This is a genomic window from Lelliottia sp. EB106-05-01-XG201, assembly GCF_058791735.1.
Genome location: NZ_JBYTDV010000001.1, coordinates 1,614,117 through 1,632,571, shown reverse-complemented (window position 1 = coordinate 1,632,571; position 18,455 = coordinate 1,614,117). Strand labels below are relative to the sequence as shown.

At 57.2% G+C, this 18,455-nt stretch carries 18 protein-coding genes; 5 read left to right on the top strand and 13 right to left on the bottom strand.

All coding sequences use genetic code 11. From position 1 onward, the window contains the following. The 5 genes from AC3WS9_RS07605 to AC3WS9_RS07585 form a co-directional block, all read right to left on the bottom strand. Complete coding sequence (locus AC3WS9_RS07605; RefSeq protein ID WP_492487588.1) at window positions 1-435, bottom strand: arsenate reductase/protein-tyrosine-phosphatase family protein; 435 nt, start codon at window positions 433-435, stop codon at window positions 1-3. Further along, window positions 435-1,574, bottom strand: a complete 1,140-nt coding sequence (locus AC3WS9_RS07600) for a polysaccharide export protein (RefSeq protein ID WP_492487586.1) — start codon at window positions 1,572-1,574, stop codon at window positions 435-437. The genes AC3WS9_RS07605 and AC3WS9_RS07600 overlap by 1 nt, the downstream gene beginning before the upstream one ends. A 353-nt stretch (window positions 1,575-1,927) precedes the next feature. Next, entirely contained in the window at window positions 1,928-4,123 is a 2,196-nt protein-coding gene (locus AC3WS9_RS07595; protein WP_492487584.1) for a polysaccharide biosynthesis tyrosine autokinase, read from the bottom strand. A gap of 15 nt (window positions 4,124-4,138) precedes the next feature. Further along, on the bottom strand, window positions 4,139-4,573 hold the full coding sequence (locus AC3WS9_RS07590; protein ID WP_282495154.1) for an arsenate reductase/protein-tyrosine-phosphatase family protein: 435 nt from the start codon (window positions 4,571-4,573) through the stop codon (window positions 4,139-4,141). Next, complete coding sequence (locus tag AC3WS9_RS07585; protein ID WP_492487581.1) at window positions 4,573-5,712, bottom strand: polysaccharide export protein; 1,140 nt, start codon at window positions 5,710-5,712, stop codon at window positions 4,573-4,575. Before AC3WS9_RS07585 ends, AC3WS9_RS07590 begins: the two co-directional genes overlap by 1 nt. Before the next feature lie 491 nt (window positions 5,713-6,203). Between AC3WS9_RS07585 and AC3WS9_RS07580 the strand changes: the two genes are divergently transcribed. Together AC3WS9_RS07580 and AC3WS9_RS07575 are read left to right on the top strand one after the other, a co-directional pair. Then, the gene (locus AC3WS9_RS07580) at window positions 6,204-6,536 is read left to right on the top strand and encodes an RcnB family protein (RefSeq protein ID WP_282495061.1); all 333 of its coding nucleotides are present in this window, start codon (window positions 6,204-6,206) and stop codon (window positions 6,534-6,536) included. Beyond that, the gene (locus AC3WS9_RS07575) at window positions 6,478-6,966 is read left to right on the top strand and encodes a GNAT family N-acetyltransferase (protein ID WP_324722739.1); all 489 of its coding nucleotides are present in this window, start codon (window positions 6,478-6,480) and stop codon (window positions 6,964-6,966) included. Before AC3WS9_RS07580 ends, AC3WS9_RS07575 begins: the two co-directional genes overlap by 59 nt. 125 nt (window positions 6,967-7,091) lie before the next feature. Here the strand turns inward: AC3WS9_RS07575 and apbC are convergent, their stop codons facing one another. Further along, window positions 7,092-8,201 carry an iron-sulfur cluster carrier protein ApbC gene (apbC, locus tag AC3WS9_RS07570; RefSeq protein ID WP_282495063.1) on the bottom strand — a complete coding sequence of 370 codons (1,110 nt, stop codon included), beginning with the start codon at window positions 8,199-8,201 and terminating at the stop codon, window positions 7,092-7,094. A gap of 136 nt (window positions 8,202-8,337) precedes the next feature. Between apbC and metG the strand changes: the two genes are divergently transcribed. Next, window positions 8,338-10,371, top strand: a complete 2,034-nt coding sequence (metG, locus tag AC3WS9_RS07565; protein WP_282495064.1) for a methionine--tRNA ligase — start codon at window positions 8,338-8,340, stop codon at window positions 10,369-10,371. Window positions 10,372-10,478: 107 nt separating this feature from the next. Here metG and AC3WS9_RS07560 read toward each other — a convergent pair whose 3' ends face one another. The 3 genes from AC3WS9_RS07560 to AC3WS9_RS07550 are packed head-to-tail and all read right to left on the bottom strand — an operon-like array spanning window position 10,479 to window position 13,403. Then, window positions 10,479-10,955, bottom strand: coding sequence for a YehS family protein (locus tag AC3WS9_RS07560; RefSeq protein ID WP_492487578.1), 477 nt, complete (start codon window positions 10,953-10,955; stop codon window positions 10,479-10,481). Window positions 10,956-11,001: 46 nt separating this feature from the next. Continuing rightward, window positions 11,002-11,721: a two-component system response regulator BtsR gene (gene btsR, locus AC3WS9_RS07555; RefSeq protein ID WP_282495066.1), complete on the bottom strand. Its 720-nt coding sequence runs from the start codon at window positions 11,719-11,721 to the stop codon at window positions 11,002-11,004. Further along, complete coding sequence (locus AC3WS9_RS07550; protein ID WP_282495067.1) at window positions 11,715-13,403, bottom strand: sensor histidine kinase; 1,689 nt, start codon at window positions 13,401-13,403, stop codon at window positions 11,715-11,717. The genes btsR and AC3WS9_RS07550 overlap by 7 nt, the downstream gene beginning before the upstream one ends. Before the next feature lie 219 nt (window positions 13,404-13,622). On the opposite strand from AC3WS9_RS07550, the gene mlrA reads away from it, so the two are divergent. Both mlrA and AC3WS9_RS07540 read left to right on the top strand, forming a co-directional pair. After that, window positions 13,623-14,351, top strand: a complete 729-nt coding sequence (gene mlrA, locus AC3WS9_RS07545; RefSeq protein ID WP_282495068.1) for an HTH-type transcriptional regulator MlrA — start codon at window positions 13,623-13,625, stop codon at window positions 14,349-14,351. A gap of 78 nt (window positions 14,352-14,429) precedes the next feature. Further along, a complete protein-coding gene (locus tag AC3WS9_RS07540) occupies window positions 14,430-14,543 on the top strand; it encodes a protein YohO (RefSeq protein WP_100779551.1) in 114 nt (37 codons plus the stop codon). On the opposite strand, the gene AC3WS9_RS07535 is transcribed toward AC3WS9_RS07540, so the two are convergent. Genes AC3WS9_RS07535 through osmF form a run of 4 tightly spaced genes read right to left on the bottom strand, consistent with a single transcriptional unit; the run spans window position 14,518 to window position 18,269 of the window. Continuing rightward, window positions 14,518-15,255 (bottom strand): ABC transporter permease, encoded by a 738-nt coding sequence (locus AC3WS9_RS07535; RefSeq protein WP_282495069.1) that lies wholly within the window; start codon window positions 15,253-15,255, stop codon window positions 14,518-14,520. The two genes, AC3WS9_RS07540 and AC3WS9_RS07535, sit on opposite strands and share 26 nt — an antisense overlap. Further along, entirely contained in the window at window positions 15,239-16,189 is a 951-nt protein-coding gene (locus AC3WS9_RS07530; protein WP_324722740.1) for an ABC transporter ATP-binding protein, read from the bottom strand. Before AC3WS9_RS07530 ends, AC3WS9_RS07535 begins: the two co-directional genes overlap by 17 nt. Beyond that, window positions 16,182-17,339 carry an ABC transporter permease gene (locus AC3WS9_RS07525; RefSeq protein ID WP_492487574.1) on the bottom strand — a complete coding sequence of 386 codons (1,158 nt, stop codon included), beginning with the start codon at window positions 17,337-17,339 and terminating at the stop codon, window positions 16,182-16,184. The genes AC3WS9_RS07530 and AC3WS9_RS07525 overlap by 8 nt, the downstream gene beginning before the upstream one ends. Before the next feature lie 12 nt (window positions 17,340-17,351). Further along, on the bottom strand, window positions 17,352-18,269 hold the full coding sequence (gene osmF, locus AC3WS9_RS07520; protein ID WP_282495072.1) for a glycine betaine ABC transporter substrate-binding protein OsmF: 918 nt from the start codon (window positions 18,267-18,269) through the stop codon (window positions 17,352-17,354). Window positions 18,270-18,455 lie beyond the last annotated feature (186 nt).

Genomic DNA, 18,455 nt, shown 5'->3' with positions numbered 1-18,455 from the left:
TTAGTGACTCAATCGTTGAGCCCATTCCCGGCTTGCTCTGCCGAGCAGGTCAAAAACGTATTCATACGCTTCGTGGCTTTTACGGTAGGGATCGGGGATGACCCGCGTGTGCAGCCACTGGCCAAACAGCAGCGAACGCCCGCGGATTTCAGGGGCGATCGCTGAAATATGGTTCAGGTGTTGCGGCTCCATCGCCAGGATCAGATCGTATTCGCGCATCAGCTGCGGGGTCAGTTTCTGCGCGACGTGCCCTTCCAGCGATACACCGTGCAGCGCCGCCACTTCCTGAGCGCGCGTATCTGCCGCGTACCCCATCAGTCCGCAGACCCCTGCTGACGCCACCATAAAGGCGGGCAAGTGCTGGCGCAGCAGGCGTTCACCGATGGGAGAGCGACAGATATTTCCGGTACAGACGACAAGGATGGATTTCACCATTATTGCGGCCACGTTCGGATGTAGCGTACCGCTTCGGTCAGGTCATGAACGCCGGTGATGGTGGGCACCAGCTGAGAGATGACGCGATTCCAGCGCGAAACCGGCGCGGTTGTGACATAGACAATGTCGTAGGGCTGAAGTTGAAATTCGGTGCCGAGGACCATCGACGACGCATCTTTGGCATCGAGCTGGTAGACGCTGGCGATTTTGCTCTGTTTATCAGCTTTCGGTGCCGAACGAATCACGAAGATCCCCGTCGCGTCCGCCAGGTCCTGATTCAGTCCCCCGGCATTGCCGAGGGCTTCCGCCAGGGTCATCCCGCTGCGGTCCATTTTGAGAGTGCTTTGTTTAGCGACTTCGCCCATCACGAAGACTTTCAGGCCGTCGTTGCGCGGCACGAAGAGAATATCGCCCGGCCACAGCAGCTTGTTCTGCGTCAAATCGCCGTGCTGCATCAGGGCATACAGGGAGAGATGCGTGTCTTTTCCGTTGTGAGTCAGCACCACGTCGCGCCAGTCGGCATCGGCAGATAATCCCCCCGCGGCATTTACCGCATCCATGACGGTCAGCGGGATATTGGTGATCGCCTGCTGCCCGGATTTGACGACTTCTCCCGTGATGTAGGCTTTTTGCGAACGGAAAGCGGCGACGCTGACGTCTACCTGCGGGCTTTCGATCACTTTATCCAGCCGGGAGGTTATCTCTTCGCGGACTTCGGAGACGGTTTTGCCGGCCACCTTAAGCTTGCCGATGTAGGGATAAAAAATCGTCCCGTCTGCGGCCACCCAGTTGCCCGTGTCGCTCGCGCTGCGATACTGGCCGGCAGGCGTGGTGAGCTCCGGGTGATCCCAGACGGTGATGGTCAGGATGTCGCCCACGTCGATGTGGTATTCCCAGCTTTTGAGCTGCACGTCGAGAGCAGGATTCGCCTGAGATTTAAGCGTCGTTGGGCGCAGCGTCTCAATCAAAGAAGAGGTGATCCGATAGACGTCCACTTTGTTATCCAGATCATCATGTTCATTTGTCGCAGCTATCTTATTTTTATTTGATACGTTGAGCGTCTGGCCAGGAATGAAGGTACAGCCCGTTAATTGATATATTATTAATATCAATGCAGAAAGGTATATTTTATTTTTCACTTGAATGATTGAATGGTTGTTTTCTTTCAAAGCCAGGAGGTTACACTTTAAAATAAACCAACACCACGACTAAAAAAAAATTTCAGTTAAATAATTATATTAAAAAATACAATTAATGCATAACCAACTGAAATAAATGCAATAACTTCAAAAATAAGTCTGTATTCATCAGTCATTAACCAACAAATACAAAGTCAACAACAAATAAATCACGAGAGAGAGAGTGCATTAAATAACCAGCTAGCATTCGCTGGCGGAGAATATTGTTTTCTCAGATTCATGGAGGGAAATAAGACGATGAGGTAATAATCTGGGCTTATAAAGACCCGCACCGCCTGGTGCGGGGCCTCTTTTTATCCCACGTTTTTCTCTTTCTCAGCGCTATAACTGTACTCGAAAGGGGCATACCCCTCGGCGTAATACAGCGCTGCGGATTTAATAACGTCATTAAGAATCGCGCCGTCAACGGCGACACCGGCCAGCTGCAGCCGTTTCGAACAGGCCTGAACCTCTTTCACGCTGGTCATGCCAAATCGGGCCACCAGCAGCGTGGTTCCCGCTTTTCTTCCTACCAGTGATGCATCCGTCACCGCCAGAATCGGCGGTGTATCAACGATCACCATCGTGTAGTGCTCGTTCGCCCATTTCAGCAGCTGCTGGAATGGTTCGCCGATCAGCAGTTCCGAAGGGTTACCCGGCGTCTGGCCGCAGGTCATCACGTCCACCTCTCCGGGCAGATAGCGCTGAATGGCAGACTGATAATCGATTTTGCCGGAAAGCACGTCAGAAAGACCGGTGCGGTTTGTCAGGCCAAAGATCTGATGGACGTACCCTTTGCGCATATCGGCATCGATAAACAACACCTTCTGCCCGGTCTGCGCGACGATAGCGGCCAGCGAGGTGCTGACGAGGGTCTTGCCGCAATTCTGCGTCGGGCCGGTAAACATCACCACGCGGTTGGTCGTCTCCAGCATGGTGAAATGAAGGCTGGTGCGCAGGCCACGAATGGCTTCCACAAAAAGATCCACCGGCCTGTCGACGGGCAAGAACGGGATATTTCGGGTCCTGTGGGTCCAGCGATCGCCGAAGAAATACTTGCCGCGCAGGCGGGTCTTTTTCCACAGCCAGACAGAGCGCGGCAGCGTGGCGAGCACCGTAATCCCCTGGTTTTCGAGCTGATCCGGGCTTTCGATACCGCGTTTAAGCGCCGCGCGCCCCAGGACCAGAGCCGCTGAAATGATCAACCCCAGCATAAAGCCCATCACGATAACCAGCGGTTTCGTGGGTTTGATCGACTCAGGTTGCGTTACGGCAGGATCAATAATGCGCACGTTACCGATAGCGCTCGAGCGGGAGATACTCAGCTCCTGCTGGCGGGTCAGCAACTGCTGGTAGATCTCGCGCCCGGAATCCACATCCCGGCTCAAACGAAGAATTTCCTGCTGCGTGGAAGGCATGGCGGAGACGCGCTGATTCAGGCGCGCTTTTTCGCTCTCCAGCGTCTGACGTTTTTCCATCAGCGCGCGATATGTCGGGTGATCTTTTTTGAACAGCTGCGAGATCTCCGCCTCGCGGAAGGTCAGTTCGTTGAGCTGGTTATCGGCGTTGACGATCTGCTCCAGCACCGATTTGGCCTCTAACGTCAGATCCACCGAATCGCGCTGCTTACGATAGACGTTGAGCCGCTCTTCGGCGACATCCAGATCGCCTCGGATCTGCGGCAGCTGGCGCTGCAAAAAGGCCAGGCTTTTGGCATCCTGCGCGGCCTGTCTGTCGATGTTCTGACGCAAATAGTTTTCGGCAATGCTGTTGAGCACTTTCGCAATCAGGTCCGGGTCCGTACCGGTCAGGGAGAGGTTCAGCACGCCGCTCTGTTTACCCGCTTCGGCCACGGCGAACTGCTGATTCAGCGCGTTGATGGTATCGAGTTTTGTCCGCTCCGTCAGGGCGAACCGCGCGCCCGGCTGCGCCGTCATCGTTTTCACCCACAGGGAGACGCCCTCTTTTTCAAACGGCATTCCCGCGACGCCTTCGCCCTCGAAATCATCCCCCGTCACGCGAAAATGCGTTGGGTCCAGCACCGTCAGGGTCAGCGTGCGCGGCGTGCCGTCTGTTGAGGGAATATGCATCATGAGCAGGTCCAGCGTCGCCGGTTTTTGGCCGAACAGCCTGGCAAGCGCGCGCCCTACCAGCGGGAAGTAGCGCTGTTTAACCTCTTCGTTAAGACGCAGGCCATCCACCGTCTGGCCGAGGATCATCCGCGATTTCAACAGCTGAATTTCCGGCATGGTATCCGGGGAGAGCTCCGGGCTGAGCTGGCTCAGATTTTTAAGCAGGCTGTTGTCCTGTTTACTTTCGATCTGCACCATCGCATCGGCCCGGAAAACCGGCGTCGCCGTGAAGGCGTAGAGGGCCGCGCAGGCGGTAAACAGAAAAGTGATGCATAAAATAAGCAGGCGATGGTCGATCATCTCGCCCAGCAGGCGCGCCAGATCCAGCTCGTGATTTTCATTCGCAGCCGCGTAGATGTCTGAAGTATATGAAGACATTGAAACTTTATTCCTTTAATGACTCAGTCGTTGAGCCCATTCCTGACTCGCCCTGCCCAGCAGATCGAACACGTATTCATACGCTTCGTGACTCTTACGATACGGGTCGGGGATTGCGCGCGTTTGCAACCACTGCCCAAACAGCAGCGACCGGCCCCGGATTTCAGGGGCCATCGCCGAAATATGGTTCAGGTGTTCCGGCTCCATCGCCAGAATCAAATCGTATTCGCGCATCAGCTGCGGGGTCAGTTTCTGCGCCACATGCCCTTCGAGGGAGACGCCGTGCAACGCCGCCACTTCCTGCGCCCGCGCATCGGCCGCGTGCCCGACCAGGCCGCTGACTCCGGCGGAGGCCACGGTGAAACCGGGCATCTGCTGGCGCAACAGGCGTTCACCGATGGGCGAGCGGCAGATATTTCCGGTGCAGACCACGAGGATTGAATTCACCATTACTGCGGCCACGTGCGGATATAGCGCGCCGTTTCCGTCAGGTCATGAACGCCGCTGATGGTTGGCACGAGCTGAGAGATCACGCGATTCCAGCGCGAAATCGGCGCGGTTGTCACATAGACAATGTCGTAGGGCTGGAGCTGAAATTCGGTGCCGAGCACCATCGCCGAGGCATCTTTGGCGTCGAGCTGGTAGACGCTGGCGATTTTGCCCTGTTTGTCGGTTTTCGGCGCCGAACGAATGACGAAGATCCCCGTCGCGTCCGCCAGGTCCTGGTTGATTCCCCCGGCATTGCCGAGCGCTTCCGCCAGGGTCATCCCGCTGCGATCCATTTTGAGGGTGCTTTGTTTAGCGACTTCGCCCATCACGAAGACTTTCAGCCCGTCGTTGCGCGGCACGAAGAGAATATCCCCTGGCCACAGCAGTTTGTTCTGCGTCAGATCGCCGTGCTGCATCAGGGCATACAGAGAGAGATGGGTGTCTTTGCCATTATGGGACAGCACCACGTCGCGCCAGTCGGCCTCGGCGGAGAGACCGCCCGCCGCATTCACCGCATCCATAACCGTGAGAGGAATGTTAGTGATCGCCTGCTGCCCGGATTTGACCACCTCGCCGGTGATGTAGGCTTTTTGCGAGCGGAAGGCCGCCACGCTCACGTCCACCTGCGGGCTTTCGATCACTTTGTCGAGCCGGGAGGCGATCTCCTCGCGAACCTCGGAGACGGTTTTCCCGGCGACGTTGAGCTTGCCGATGTAGGGATAAAAAATCGTCCCGTCGGCGGCCACCCAGTTGCCCGTGTCGCTCGCGCTGCGGTACTGCCCGGCAGGGGTAGTGAGCTCCGGGTGATCCCAGACGGTGATGGTCAGAATATCGCCTACGTCGATGTGGTATTCCCAGCTTTTGAGCTGCGCATCGAGATTAGGATTCGCCTGAGATTTGAGTGTCGTTGGGCGAAGCGTCTCAATCAACGACGGCGTGATCGGGTAAACATCGACGCGTTTATCAAGCTGATAATTAGCATCTGATGCAGCAATGACATTTTTATCCGAAACACTCAGCTGCTGGCCAGGTACAAACGCACAGCCTGTCAATTGACTTATTATTAATGCTAACACCGAAAGAGATATTTTATTTTTCATTGGAATGGATAAAATCTTTGTTTTATCAGGAATAATTGGCGAGTACGTTGACACCCATGACCAGCCGAGTTAAAAAATAGCAAAATCAACAGTTTGAATTAGCACTCCATCCATGAGCCGTCAATTTAATCATTTCGAATAAATACTCTTCATTTGTTTCCCGGCGGTGGCAAATATTCATCGCGGGAAATACCACCAAAGCTATTCATATCGAATTTAATAGTAAAAGGTATGTGTTTAAATTGCATTCACCGTTCAGTCCAATTTTGCACCTTCTATTTTCACTCACCCTGAGGCTGAATAATAAAACTGGCAGCGTGTTTCTCGATTATCCATTTGCGAGATGAATGATTAAGTCATGGGCAAAGCTGTTCAGATTTGTTACATTTTTTTTCCAACAAGCGCGACCGTGATACTTAAAATGGGCTGCTTGCCGCGCTGTGCCGTCACAGCGGGCTGAAGGTTCAGCAAAAGGTTTAACTGGAGATAAAATGGCTAAGAGTAAATTGCTGCTTCTGGGTGTGTTGATGTCACTGGCGGGTGCTGTTTATGCCGCTCCGCAAGCCGTGACTGCACCTTCCGGGATCCAGGCTTATGAAGAACAAGAGTTCATCGCCGATTTCACAAAATTCAAAATTGGCGACACCGCCCCGGCGCTCTATCAAACGCCTGAGTACACCATTAAGCAGTTTCAGCTGCGTAACCTCCCGGCACCAGATGCGGGTACGCACTGGACTTACATGGGTGAGAACTACGTTCTGATTAATGACGCCGACGGTAAAATCCTTAAAGCCTACAACGGGGATATCTTCTATCACCGCTGATCCCCTCATCGTCAGACCCTGGCAGGAAAGCGATCGCCCTTTCCTGCGCACCCTCTTTTTACAGGCCCGTCGCGAGGCGTGGCCGTGGCTGGATGACACCGACTGGCAGCTTGAGGATTTCGACGCGGCCACCCTTGACGAGCAGATCTGGGTAGCGGTGCAAAACGGCCATCGCGTCGGGTTTGCGTCGGTCTGGAGCAACGATAATTTTCTGCACAACCTGTTTGTAGATCCGCAGTATCAGGGCGTGGGCGCAGGCAGCCTGCTGCTGGAACATGTACAACAGCAGTTCAGCAGTACAGGTTCGCTTAAGTGTCTGGTGAGAAATGAGCGTGCGGTAGGGTTTTATCAGCAGCACGGCTGGCATATCGAGGCGACGGGGGATTCTCCGGAGGGAGAGTATTACCTGATGCATTACCGGTTACGGTAATTGCGGGGGTTGTGCGGTCTGGTGCCCGGCGGCGCTTCGCTTGCACGGGCCTACTGGGTTGCGAGGCTACGGGTTTTGTAGGCCGGGTAAGGCGAAGCCGCCACCCGGCACAACAAGGCTACAAATCACACCGCTCGAAACGCGATCTCGCTCGGGATCACTTCACCCTGCCAGTACAGCTGCGCGGCCACGCGTCCGGCGAGCTGACGGTACATCCCGGCAAACTCACTCTCCGGACTGCGCACCACGGTCGGCTTACCGCTGTCGAGATCTTCACGCAGCGTAATGTGCAGCGGCATCTGCCCCAGCAGCTGGGTGTGATACTGCGCCGCCAGCCTCTCTGCGCCACCGGTGCCAAAGATCGGCTCGTGGTGCCCGCAGTTGCTGCAAATATGCACGCTCATGTTCTCGACCACGCCGAGTACCGGCACTTCCACCTTCTCGAACATCACGATGCCTTTTTTGGCGTCGATCAGCGCGATATCCTGCGGCGTCGTGACCACAACCGCGCCCGTCACCGGAATGTTTTGCGCCAGCGTCAGCTGAATATCACCGGTGCCCGGCGGCATATCCAGAACCAGATAATCGAGATCCGGCCACATGGTCTCCTGCAGCATCTGCAGCAGCGCCTTGCTGGCCATCGGGCCGCGCCAGACCATGGCGTTATCGTCTGTCACCAGATAACCAATCGAGTTGGTCGCCAGGCCGTAAGCCATGATCGGCGCCATGTGGGTACCGTCCGGCGAAGTTGGACGCTGATTTTCTGCACCCAGCATGTTCGGGATCGACGGGCCGTAAATATCCGCATCGAGAATACCCACTTTGGCCCCTTCGGCGGCCAGCGCCAGCGCCAGGTTCACGGCGGTGGAGGATTTCCCCACCCCGCCCTTGCCGGAGCTGATGGCGATAATGTTCTTCACGCCGTTCACGCCCGGCTGATTCTTCACGCGCTTGAGCGTGGCGATGGTGTGCGTCAGCTTCCAGTCAATCGCCTTCGCCCCGGTGATGCGCAGCAGGTCAGAGCTGCACTGCTCTTTCAGGGTTTCGAAGGCGCTGGCCCAGACGAACGGCATCTGCAATTCGACGTGCAGCGTGTCATCCAGCCAGGCGACATGATGCAGCGCTTTCAGCGTGGTGAGATTGTGCTTCAGGGTTGGATGCTGAAAATTGGCCAGCGTCCCGGCAACCATTGCTCGTAAGGCTTCCGGTGATTTGGCCTGGGATTGAGAACTCATCCCGACTCCTTTGTTCTTGTGAATAAGACCTTAGTTGAACAAGTTTACCTGAAAGGCCGTGGTTTGTGCTTACTTAATAATGGCCCTTTTGTTACTATCAAAAACCCTTTTTACTGTTAAAGAAGTAATGCCCACTATGACTCAAGTCGCGAAAAAAATTCTGGTAACGTGCGCCCTGCCGTACGCAAACGGCTCAATCCACCTCGGCCACATGCTGGAGCATATCCAGGCTGATGTCTGGGTCCGTTACCAGCGAATGCGCGGCCACCAGGTAAACTTCATCTGCGCGGACGATGCTCACGGCACGCCAATCATGCTGAAAGCACAGCAGTTGGGGATCTCCCCGGAGCAGATGATTACCGAAATGAGTCAGGAGCATCAGACCGATTTTGCTGGCTTTGACATCAGCTACGACAACTACCACTCGACGCACAGCGACGAGAACCGCGAGCTGTCCGAGCTTATCTACACCCGTCTGAAAGAGAACGGTTTTATTAAAAACCGCACCATCTCTCAGCTCTACGATCCGGAAAAAGGCATGTTCCTGCCGGACCGTTTTGTGAAAGGCACCTGTCCGAAGTGTAAATCCCCGGATCAGTATGGCGATAACTGCGAAGTGTGCGGCGCGACCTATAGCCCGACCGAGCTTATCGAGCCGAAATCCGTGGTTTCCGGCGCGACACCGGTGATGCGTGACTCTGAGCACTTCTTCTTCGACCTGCCGTCGTTTAGCGAAATGCTGCAGGCGTGGACCCGCAGCGGCGCGCTGCAGGAGCAGGTGGCGAACAAAATGCAGGAGTGGTTCGAATCCGGCCTGCAGCAGTGGGATATCTCCCGCGATGCGCCATACTTCGGCTTTGAAATCCCGAACGCACCGGGCAAATATTTCTACGTCTGGCTGGATGCGCCAATCGGCTACATGGGCTCCTTCAAGAACCTGTGCGACAAGCGCGGCGACACCACGAGCTTCGAAGAGTACTGGAAGAAAGATTCCGACGCCGAGCTGTACCACTTCATCGGCAAAGACATCGTCTATTTCCACAGCCTGTTCTGGCCAGCGATGCTGGAAGGCAGCGGTTTCCGCAAGCCAACCAACCTGTTCGTGCACGGCTACGTGACGGTGAACGGCGCGAAGATGTCCAAATCTCGTGGGACCTTCATCAAGGCCAGCACCTGGCTGAACCATTTCGACGCCGACAGTCTGCGCTACTACTACACCGCTAAGCTCTCTTCGCGCATCGATGATATCGACCTGAATCTGGAAGATTTCGTGCAGCGCGTGAACGCGGACATCGTAAACAAAGTGGTGAACCTGGCGTCCCGTAACGCAGGCTTTATCGCCAAGCGTTTCGACGGCGTGATGGCGGCTGAACTGGCTGACCCGGCGTTGTACAAAACCTTCACCGACGCGGCCGCGACCATCGGCGAAGCCTGGGAAGCGCGTGAGTTCGGTAAAGCGGTACGCGAAATCATGGCCCTGGCCGACCTGGCGAACCGCTATGTGGACGAGCAGGCACCGTGGGTAGTTGCGAAGCAGGAAGGCCGCGATGCGGATCTGCAGGCGATCTGCTCCATGGGCATCAACCTGTTCCGCGTGCTGATGACCTACCTGAAGCCGGTTCTGCCACAGCTGACAGAACGTGCTGAAGCGTTCCTGAACACGGAGCTGACCTGGGATGCTATCCAGCAGCCGCTGCTCGGCCACAAAGTGAATACCTTCAAAGCGCTGTATAACCGCATTGAGATGAAACAGGTTGAAGCCCTGGTTGAGGCGTCCAAAGAAGAGGTGAAAGCCGCCGCTGCGCCTGTTACTGGCCCGCTGGCAGACGATCCGATTCAGGAAACCATCACCTTTGATGATTTCGCCAAAGTCGATCTGCGCGTCGCGCTGATTGAAAACGCGGAATTCGTGGAAGGCTCCGACAAACTGCTGCGTCTGACGCTGGATCTGGGCGGTGAGAAGCGCAACGTCTTCTCCGGCATTCGCTCGGCGTATCCTGATCCGCAGGTGCTGATCGGTCGCCAGACGGTGATGGTCGCCAACCTTGCGCCGCGCAAAATGCGCTTCGGCATTTCGGAAGGGATGGTGATGGCCGCCGGACCTGGCGGGAAGGATATCTTCCTGTTAAGCCCTGACGAAGGCGCGAAGCCGGGTCAGCAGGTGAAATAAACGAAAAAGCCGCTCAGATGAGCGGCTTTTTTTATGCCTTTTTGCCGGGTTACGGTGTCGGGTGGCGGCTTCGCCTTACCCGACCTACAAAACCCGTAGGCCCGTGCTCAGGCAGACGGCTTCGCGCTATGCACTCGATGAGTCAACCCGCGCAGGAAATAACGCATAAACTGGTCGCCGCACTCGCGGTAATTCTTATGATCCGGCGCGCGCATCATGGCGGTGATCTCCGGCATCGACACGCGGAATTTCTGCTCGCTCATGATGGCTAATACGTCGTCGGATTTCAGGGAAAACGCGATACGCAGCTTCTTCAGCACGATGTTGTTATTCACGCGACGCTCTGGTGACAGCACCGGGGCAGACTCGTCTTTGCCGCGCTTATCGTAGATCAGCCCGTTCAGAAACGAAGAGAGGATGATGTCCGGGCAGCGAACGAAGCCCTCTTCGTCCTCTTTGGTGATCCAGCTGGCAATATTCGCCGGAGTGGTCTCAACCTCGGCCAGCGCCAGAATACGAACCAAATCGTTGTTGTTGGATTTCAGGATGTAGCGCACGCTGCGCAGAATATCGTTACTTAACATAGAGCCTTCAGCTGTCGGTGATGCGATGGGGCGCAGTGTACCAGTTTTACAACCCAATCGCCTCTTTCAGGCTTTTCAGATAGCGTCGACTCACCGGCACTGTTTGCCCCGCTCGCAGCACCAGCTCCGCCTGACCGTTCTCCTCCAGACGAATCTCTTTCAGATGCGCCATGTTCACCAGATACTGTCGATGACAGCGGATTAGCGGCGTCCGGCTCTCCAGCGTGCGCAGGGTCAGCTCGGTAAAGCCCTCTTTGCCTTCGCCACTGGTGACAAACACCCCGCTCATGCGGCTGCTGACAAAGGCCACGTCGTCCATCTGCAGGAGATAAATTCGGCTGTGGCCGGTGCAGGGGATAAATTTCAGCGCCTGCTGGTTTTCCGGCAGCAGCGACACGTCCTGCACGCTGCGCTCCTGGCGCAAACGGTTAAGGGTTTTCTCCAGCCGCTTCTCTTCGATCGGTTTGAGCAGATAATCGAACGCGTGCTCTTCAAAGGCTTTGACCGCATATTCATCAAAGGCGGTGAGAAACACGATGTACGGACGATGTTCCGGGTCGAGCATCCCGACCATCTCCAGACCGCTGATGCGCGGCATCTGGATATCGAGAAACAGCACATCCGGGCGCAATTTATGCACCGCGCCAATGGCTTCGATGGCGTTGGCACACTCACCCGCGATTTCAATGTCGCTCTGTTCCTGTAACAGAACCCGCAGGTTTTCCCGCGCTAACGGCTCATCATCGACAATCAGCACTCTTAGCATGCGTTTTCCTCCAGGGGCAATCGTAGGGTAATACGGGTAAAACTGTCCGGCTCGCAGTCGACGGTAATGCCGCAGTCATCGCCAAAATGCGCGCGCAGACGTTTGTCGACCAGGCTCATTCCCAGCCCGCCCGACTCGGCGCCGGGCAGGTACAGCCCGGCGTTATCTTCAATATCCAGCACCAGGTGGTGATTAAACCGGCTGGCAGAGATACGGATTTCGCCGGTGCCCAGCAGCTGTGAGGTGCCGTGCTTAATGGCGTTTTCCACAATCGGCTGCAGGGTAAACGCCGGAAGATGCTGATGGGCCAGCTCAATTGGCACAAACAGCGAGACCTGCAACCGCGACTGGAAGCGCGCCTTCTCGATTTGCAGATAGGCGTTCACGTGTTCAATCTCATCGGCCAGGGTCACAATCTCTGAAGGCCGCTTCAGGTTCTTGCGGAAAAAGGTCGACAGAAACTGCACCAGCTGCGTCGCCTGGTCGCTGTCGTGGCGGATCACCGCCTTGAGCGTATTCAGGGCGTTAAACAGGAAATGCGGATTGACCTGGGCGTGCAGGAGCTTGATTTCCGACTGGGTCAGGAGCGCCTTTTGCCGCTCGTACTGCCCCGCCAGGATCTGCGCCGACAGCAGCTGGGCGATCCCCTCCCCCAGCGTACGGTTGATGGAGCTGAACAGCCGGTTCTTCGCCTCGTACAATTTAATGGTGCCCATCACCCGCTGATTCTCACCGCGCAGGGGGATCACCAGCGTCGAGCCGAGCTTGCACTGTGGATGCAATGAGCAGCGGTACGGCACTTCATTCCCGTCGGCGTACACCACTTCGCCCGTTTCGATGGCGCGCAAGGTATAGGCCGAGGAGATCGGTTTGCCAGGCAGATGGTGATCGTCCCCGGTGCCGGTAAAGGCCAGCAGCCGTTCGCGGTCGGTGATCGCCACCGCGCCGATGTCCAGCTCCTGATACAGCACCTGAGCCACCTTCATGCTGTTCTCTTCGTTAAAGCCCTGGCGCAAAATCCCTTCCGTCGAGGCTGCCACTTTCAGCGCCGTGGCCGAGAACGCCGAAGTGTATTTCTCAAACATCGCGCGTTTATCCAAAAGGATGCGCATAAACAGCGCCGCGCCAACCGTGTTGGTCACCATCATCGGGGCTGCGATGCTGCTCACCAGATGCAGGGCATCTTCGAACGGACGGGCGATCAGCAGGATAATCAGCATCTGCGCCAGCTCCGCCACCAGCGTAATCGCCCCGGCGGTCAGCGGGCTAAAGACTTTATCCGGACGGCCACGCTTGATCATATAGCTGTGAACCAGGCCGCCGAGCAGCCCTTCGACAATCGTCGAGATCATGCAGCTGAGCGCAGTCATGCCGCCCATCGAGTAGCGATGTAGCCCGCCCGTCAGCCCGACTAAGCCACCCACCACCGGGCCGCCGAGCAGCCCGCCCATAACCGCCCCGATGGCGCGCGTATTGGCGATCGAATCTTCAATGTGCAGACCAAAATAGGTGCCGAGAATGCAGAAAATCGAGAAGGTGACATAGCAGAGAAGCTTGTGCGGCAGGCGAACGGTCACCTGCATCAGCGGAATAAACAGCCGCGTTTTGCTCATCAGCCAGGCGATGACCAGGAAAACGCACATCTGCTGAAGCAGCAGCAACACCAGATTAAATTCGTACATGACTGCAAACCGCACTGTCTAAAAACGCGTAACATACACTGATACACATTAACTTTCTTTGAAGCATTCCAAAAAAGCTGCAATTCGTGCCCGTCATCACATCCTTTAGCGGAACAACTTCCACCCTTCGCATTATTTGTTCAAAAAACGGTCGATTCTTCCTGGTTCGCGAATCAGCGTCTACAGTTATTCTGGGGATGCGCAAGCCAGGGGGCGAACATGGCGCTTTACACGATAGGTGAAGTGGCACTGCTTTGTGATATCAATCCTGTGACGCTGCGAGCATGGCAGCGGCGGTATGAGCTGCTAAAACCGCAGCGAACGGACGGAGGACATCGTCTGTTTAACGAGGCGGATATCGACCGGATCCGCGAGATCAAAAGCTGGATCGATAACGGTGTCCAGGTCAGCAAGGTCAAATCGCTGTTATGTGAACACGATGCCGATAGTCTGGCCGAATGGCGTGAACATCAGGAAACACTGCTCCGGCTGCTGCAGGCCGGTAACTTTCAGCGTCTGCGAACCTGGATCAAGGAGCAGGGCCGGGATTATCCCGCCCAGACGCTCATCACACATCTGTTTATCCCGCTTCGTCGCCGTCTCTCTCAGCAACCGGCGCTTCAGGCGCTGCTGAGTATGCTCGATGGCATGCTGATCAATTACATTTCCGTGTGCCTGTCGACGGCACGCAAGAAGAGCGGAAAGGACGCCCTGGTGGTCGGCTGGAATGTTCACGACACCACCCGCTTATGGCTCGAAGCCTGGATAGCTACGCAGCAAGGCTGGCGTGTAGACGTGTTGGCGCATTCATTAGCTCAGCTTCGCCCCGAGCTTTTCGAAGGGCAAACCCTGCTGGTCTGGTGCGGAGATATCCCCACTGCCGCCCAACAGCAGTCGCTGAATGAATGGCGCGAACACGGCTACCCGGTCATTACCCTCGGCCCGTAAATGTCTTCCCGGCATTTAATGGTTCATTAACAGGTGTGCTTCACCGTATAATTGGGCGGTTAACAAAAGGAGCACATTATGAAGGCAACCAAAGTGGCCGTAATTACCCTCTTCGCCTTAATGGCCATCAGCGGCATCGGCGGCGTGATGCTGGCCGGCTACTCATTTATCGTGCGTGGCGGTGTCGGCTGAGATACTGCGCCAGCCGTTCAAACCCGCGATCGACCACAATCGCTGCCAGCGCCACCAGCACCGCACCCTGCACAATATAGGCTGAGTTAAATCCGCTCAGTCCGATGATAATCGGCGTGCCCAGGGTGTTGGCCCCGACCGTTGACGCAATGGTCGCGGTCCCGATATTGATGATCACCGACGTCCGTACCCCCGCCAGAATCACCGGCGCTGCCAGCGGCAGCTCGACTTTACGCAGTCGCTGCCCCGCGCTCATCCCCATCCCTTCCGCTACGCTGGTCACCGCCGCAGGCACGGCTGTCAGTCCGGCCAGCGTCGCCTGCAAGATCGGCAGCACGCCGTATAAAATCAGGGCAATGATCGCCGGTTGCTGACCAAAGCCGATCACCGGCACCGCAATCGCCAGCACCGCCACCGGCGGGAAGGTCTGCCCGATCGCGGCGATGGTCTCGACCAGCGGGCGAAACTCTTTACCCAAAGGGCGCGTCACCGCAATCCCGGCCCCGACGCCGATCACAATCGCGATGGCGCTCGACACGCCCACCAGCCAGAAATGGGCCAGCGTCAGGCTGATAAAACTCTCCTGCAGATAGACCGGGCGCGGCAGACCGGGGAACAGCGCGCCAAACAGCCCGCCGCTGTAGGGCATCAGCCACAGCAGCGCGACGAACAGCAGCACCAGCCACAGGAGCGGATCACGTAGCCATTTCACGTTCCACCTCCCCTGCCAGCAGATCGCGAAAATGCAGGGTCCCGCACGGCGCGCCCTGCTCATCCACCACCGGCAGCACTTCGCACTGACGGGCGACAAAGGCCGAGAGCGCATCGCGCAGGCTCATCTGCGCCTGAAGGGGTTCGCCGGTCACCGCCCGATCCTGCGGGCGTAAATACTCTGCGACAGTGCGCAGGGAGAGCAGTCGCACGCCCAGTTCGCTGCGGCCAAAGAATTCGCGCACGAAATCCGTCGCCGGGCGGGTTAACAGCTCCAGCGGCGTGCCCTGCTGCACCACTTCCCCGTTGTCCATCAAGACCAGACGATCGGCGAGGCGCAGGGCTTCGTCGATATCGTGCGTCACCAGAATAATCGTGCGCCCAAGAATGCGGTGGATACGGGTCATCTCCGTTTGCAGCGCGCTGCGGGTCACCGGGTCCAGCGCACCGAAGGGTTCATCCATCAGCAGCACCTCAGGATTCGCCGCCAGCGCACGCGCCACCCCGACGCGCTGCTGCTGCCCGCCGGACAGCTGATGCGGATAGCGCTCGCGAAGCGCAGGCTCCAGCCCCAGGAGCGCCATCAGCTCATCGACGCGATCCGCCACTTTCTGCCGCGACCATTTTTGCAATTGCGGCACGGTGGCGATGTTCTGCGCCACCGTCCAGTGCGGGAACAGGCCAATCGACTGAATGGCGTAGCCCATCCGGCGGCGCAGCTCCAGCACCGGCAGGCTGCGGATCTCCTCCCCGGCAAAACGAATCAGCCCGCTGTCGTGTTCCACCAGCCGGTTGATCATTTTAAGCGTGGTCGATTTCCCCGACCCGGAGGTGCCTATCAGCACCGAAAATGCCCCTTCCTCAAAGCGCAGATTGAGGTTTTTTACCGCCGTCTGCCCGGCAAATTCTTTGCTCACATCGTGAAATTCAATCATTATTTTTCCCCTTCAGCAGGGCCAGCCACAGGGCAAAGAGCGCGTCCACCACCACCGCCAGGGCGATGGTCGGAATCACACCGAGTAACACCAGATCCAGCGCGCTGCTGAGCAGCCCCTGGAACACCAGCGCCCCGAAACCACCGGCGCCAATCAGCGCGGCAATCACCGCCATGCCGACGGTTTGCACCGCGACCACCCGCAGGCTGCGCAGCAGAAGCGGCAGCGCGAGCGGCAGTTGGATCTTCCAGAACCGCTGACTGGCGCTCATCCCCATCGCGCTGGCGCTCTCCAGCACCTCCGGGGAAACCTGGCTGAGTCCCGCCAGCACGCCGCGCGCTAATGGCAGCAGCGCGTACAGCACCAGAGCAATGAGCGCAGGCGTCAGCCCGGTTCCGGCGATGCCGATGGCGGCCAGCGCCGGAAAGGATTTCACCAGCCCGGCGAGCGGCGCAATCAGCAAGCCAAACAGCGCCACGGAAGGGATGGTCTGAATCACGTTCAGCACGGTAAATACCGGTCCCTGACGCGTGGGATGGCGGTAGCACCACAGGCCGATCGGCACGCCGATGAGCAGCGCCGGAACCAGGGTGCCAAACAGGATCGTCAAGTGCTGAGCCAGCGCATCGTTAAACACCTCCTGACGATTGGCGTACTCTTTCAGCAGCGAAAGCGTGTTCAGCTCGCCGCTGAACAGCAGCGCCAGGGGCAAAATCCAGATCTGCGCATTGAGCAGCCAGCGCCACACCGGGCGGGTGGTCAGGCGGCGGATCGCATCGCTACAGGCGAGCAGGCACAGGGCCATCCACAGCCACAGACCGCTGCCTGTCGAGGTACGCGCAAGCGGGGTTTCCGCGGTGGCAAGATGCGTTGCCGCAAGCCCCGCACTCCAGGCCAGCAGCACAAAAAGCAGTTCACAAACCATCAGCGTGAGAATGAGCGGCACACGCCCCGCGCAAAACGACAGCACGGTGACGCCTACCAGAGAGAGCGCCAGCGGGAGGGGCGAGATCGCCCACACCTGCCAGACCGACAGCCCCTCGCCGGACATCAGCCGGTTCGGGGCGAAATTGACGAACGGAAGCGCGCACGCCGCCAGCCCGACAAACGCGAGCAGAAGCAGTACGCGGTTATGACATGTCTTTGGCAAAGCGTTGTCCTGTTACTTCACGAGTCCTTTTTGCTTCAGGAAATCTGCCGCCACTTTTTTGGCATCCAGCCCTTCCACCGCAATGCTCGCGTTGAGCTGTTGCAGGGTTTTCTCATCGAGTTTTTCAAACACCGGTTTCAGCCAGTCGCCGATCTGCGGATAGGCTTTCAGCACCGCCTCGCGCACCACCGGCGTTGGGGCATAGATCGGCTGAACGCCTTTCGGATCGCTCAGGGTTTGCAGACCCAGCGCCGCCACCGGACCGTCGGTGCCATAGGCCATCGCCGCGTTTACGCCAGACGTTTGCTGGGCGGCAGCTTTGATGGTCACCGCCGTATCACCGCCCGCGAGCGACAGCAGCTGGCTCTGGTCGAGTTTGAAATCGTAAGCTTTTTCGAAGGCCGGGAGCGCATCCGGGCGCTCGATAAATTCCGCCGAGGCCGCCAGTTTGAAGTCGCCTTTATCTTTCAGATAGCGGCTCAGATCGTCGAGGGAGGTGAGTTTGCCTTTCTCAGCGATATCCTTGCGCACCGCGATGGTCCAGGTGTTATTGGCGGGCGCAGGCGTCAGCCAGATCAGCTTGTTCTGTTCGGCGTCGAGTTTTTTCACTTTCTCGTAGCCCGCGCTGGCATTTTTCCATGCCGCGTCGTTTTCATCTTTGAAGAAGAAGGCCCCGTTACCGGTGTATTCCGGATAGATATCCAGCTCGCCGGAGGTGATCGCCCCGCGCACCACCGGCGTGGTGCCGAGCTGCACTTTATTCACGGTTTTCACGCCGTGGCTCTCCAGCACCTGCAGGATGATATTGCCCAGCAGCGCCCCTTCCGTATCAATCTTCGACCCAACCTTCACCGGCTCTGCTGCCTGTAAAGGCAGGCTCAGCGCCGCCAGTAACGCCGCTGAACCCCATATCCCCTTTGCGATTGTCATTCCACTTTCCTCATTAATTTGCCGCCTTTATCAGGGGCTTGAGAGAAAAGCGTAGACTAAAAATTGGGTATTATCCCCATGTTGATCAGTTAAACACTGGAGGTAGTTCCGTTCACCTTATGTTCGGCAGAATATAATTGCTTCATATCTTGTGAACGTGACAAGGGAGCCAACACCGGTGCCACA

What these genes read in the sequence shown, in the direction of transcription:
- AC3WS9_RS07530 (WP_324722740.1), bottom strand. Translation starts at nt 16,189, where the DNA reads ATGATTGAATTTCACGATGTGAGCAAAGAATTTGCCGGGCAGACGGCG.
- AC3WS9_RS07575 (WP_324722739.1), top strand. Translation starts at nt 6,478, where the DNA reads ATGACGCCGACGGTAAAATCCTTAAAGCCTACAACGGGGATATCTTCT.
- metG (WP_282495064.1), top strand. Translation starts at nt 8,338, where the DNA reads ATGACTCAAGTCGCGAAAAAAATTCTGGTAACGTGCGCCCTGCCGTAC.
- btsR (WP_282495066.1), bottom strand. Translation starts at nt 11,721, where the DNA reads ATGCTAAGAGTGCTGATTGTCGATGATGAGCCGTTAGCGCGGGAAAAC.
- mlrA (WP_282495068.1), top strand. Translation starts at nt 13,623, where the DNA reads ATGGCGCTTTACACGATAGGTGAAGTGGCACTGCTTTGTGATATCAAT.
- AC3WS9_RS07580 (WP_282495061.1), top strand. Translation starts at nt 6,204, where the DNA reads ATGGCTAAGAGTAAATTGCTGCTTCTGGGTGTGTTGATGTCACTGGCG.
- AC3WS9_RS07540 (WP_100779551.1), top strand. Translation starts at nt 14,430, where the DNA reads ATGAAGGCAACCAAAGTGGCCGTAATTACCCTCTTCGCCTTAATGGCC.
- apbC (WP_282495063.1), bottom strand. Translation starts at nt 8,201, where the DNA reads ATGAGTTCTCAATCCCAGGCCAAATCACCGGAAGCCTTACGAGCAATG.
- AC3WS9_RS07590 (WP_282495154.1), bottom strand. Translation starts at nt 4,573, where the DNA reads ATGGTGAATTCAATCCTCGTGGTCTGCACCGGAAATATCTGCCGCTCG.
- AC3WS9_RS07605 (WP_492487588.1), bottom strand. Translation starts at nt 435, where the DNA reads ATGGTGAAATCCATCCTTGTCGTCTGTACCGGAAATATCTGTCGCTCT.
- AC3WS9_RS07595 (WP_492487584.1), bottom strand. Translation starts at nt 4,123, where the DNA reads ATGTCTTCATATACTTCAGACATCTACGCGGCTGCGAATGAAAATCAC.
- AC3WS9_RS07560 (WP_492487578.1), bottom strand. Translation starts at nt 10,955, where the DNA reads ATGTTAAGTAACGATATTCTGCGCAGCGTGCGCTACATCCTGAAATCC.
- AC3WS9_RS07550 (WP_282495067.1), bottom strand. Translation starts at nt 13,403, where the DNA reads ATGTACGAATTTAATCTGGTGTTGCTGCTGCTTCAGCAGATGTGCGTT.
- osmF (WP_282495072.1), bottom strand. Translation starts at nt 18,269, where the DNA reads ATGACAATCGCAAAGGGGATATGGGGTTCAGCGGCGTTACTGGCGGCG.
- AC3WS9_RS07585 (WP_492487581.1), bottom strand. Translation starts at nt 5,712, where the DNA reads ATGAAAAATAAAATATCTCTTTCGGTGTTAGCATTAATAATAAGTCAA.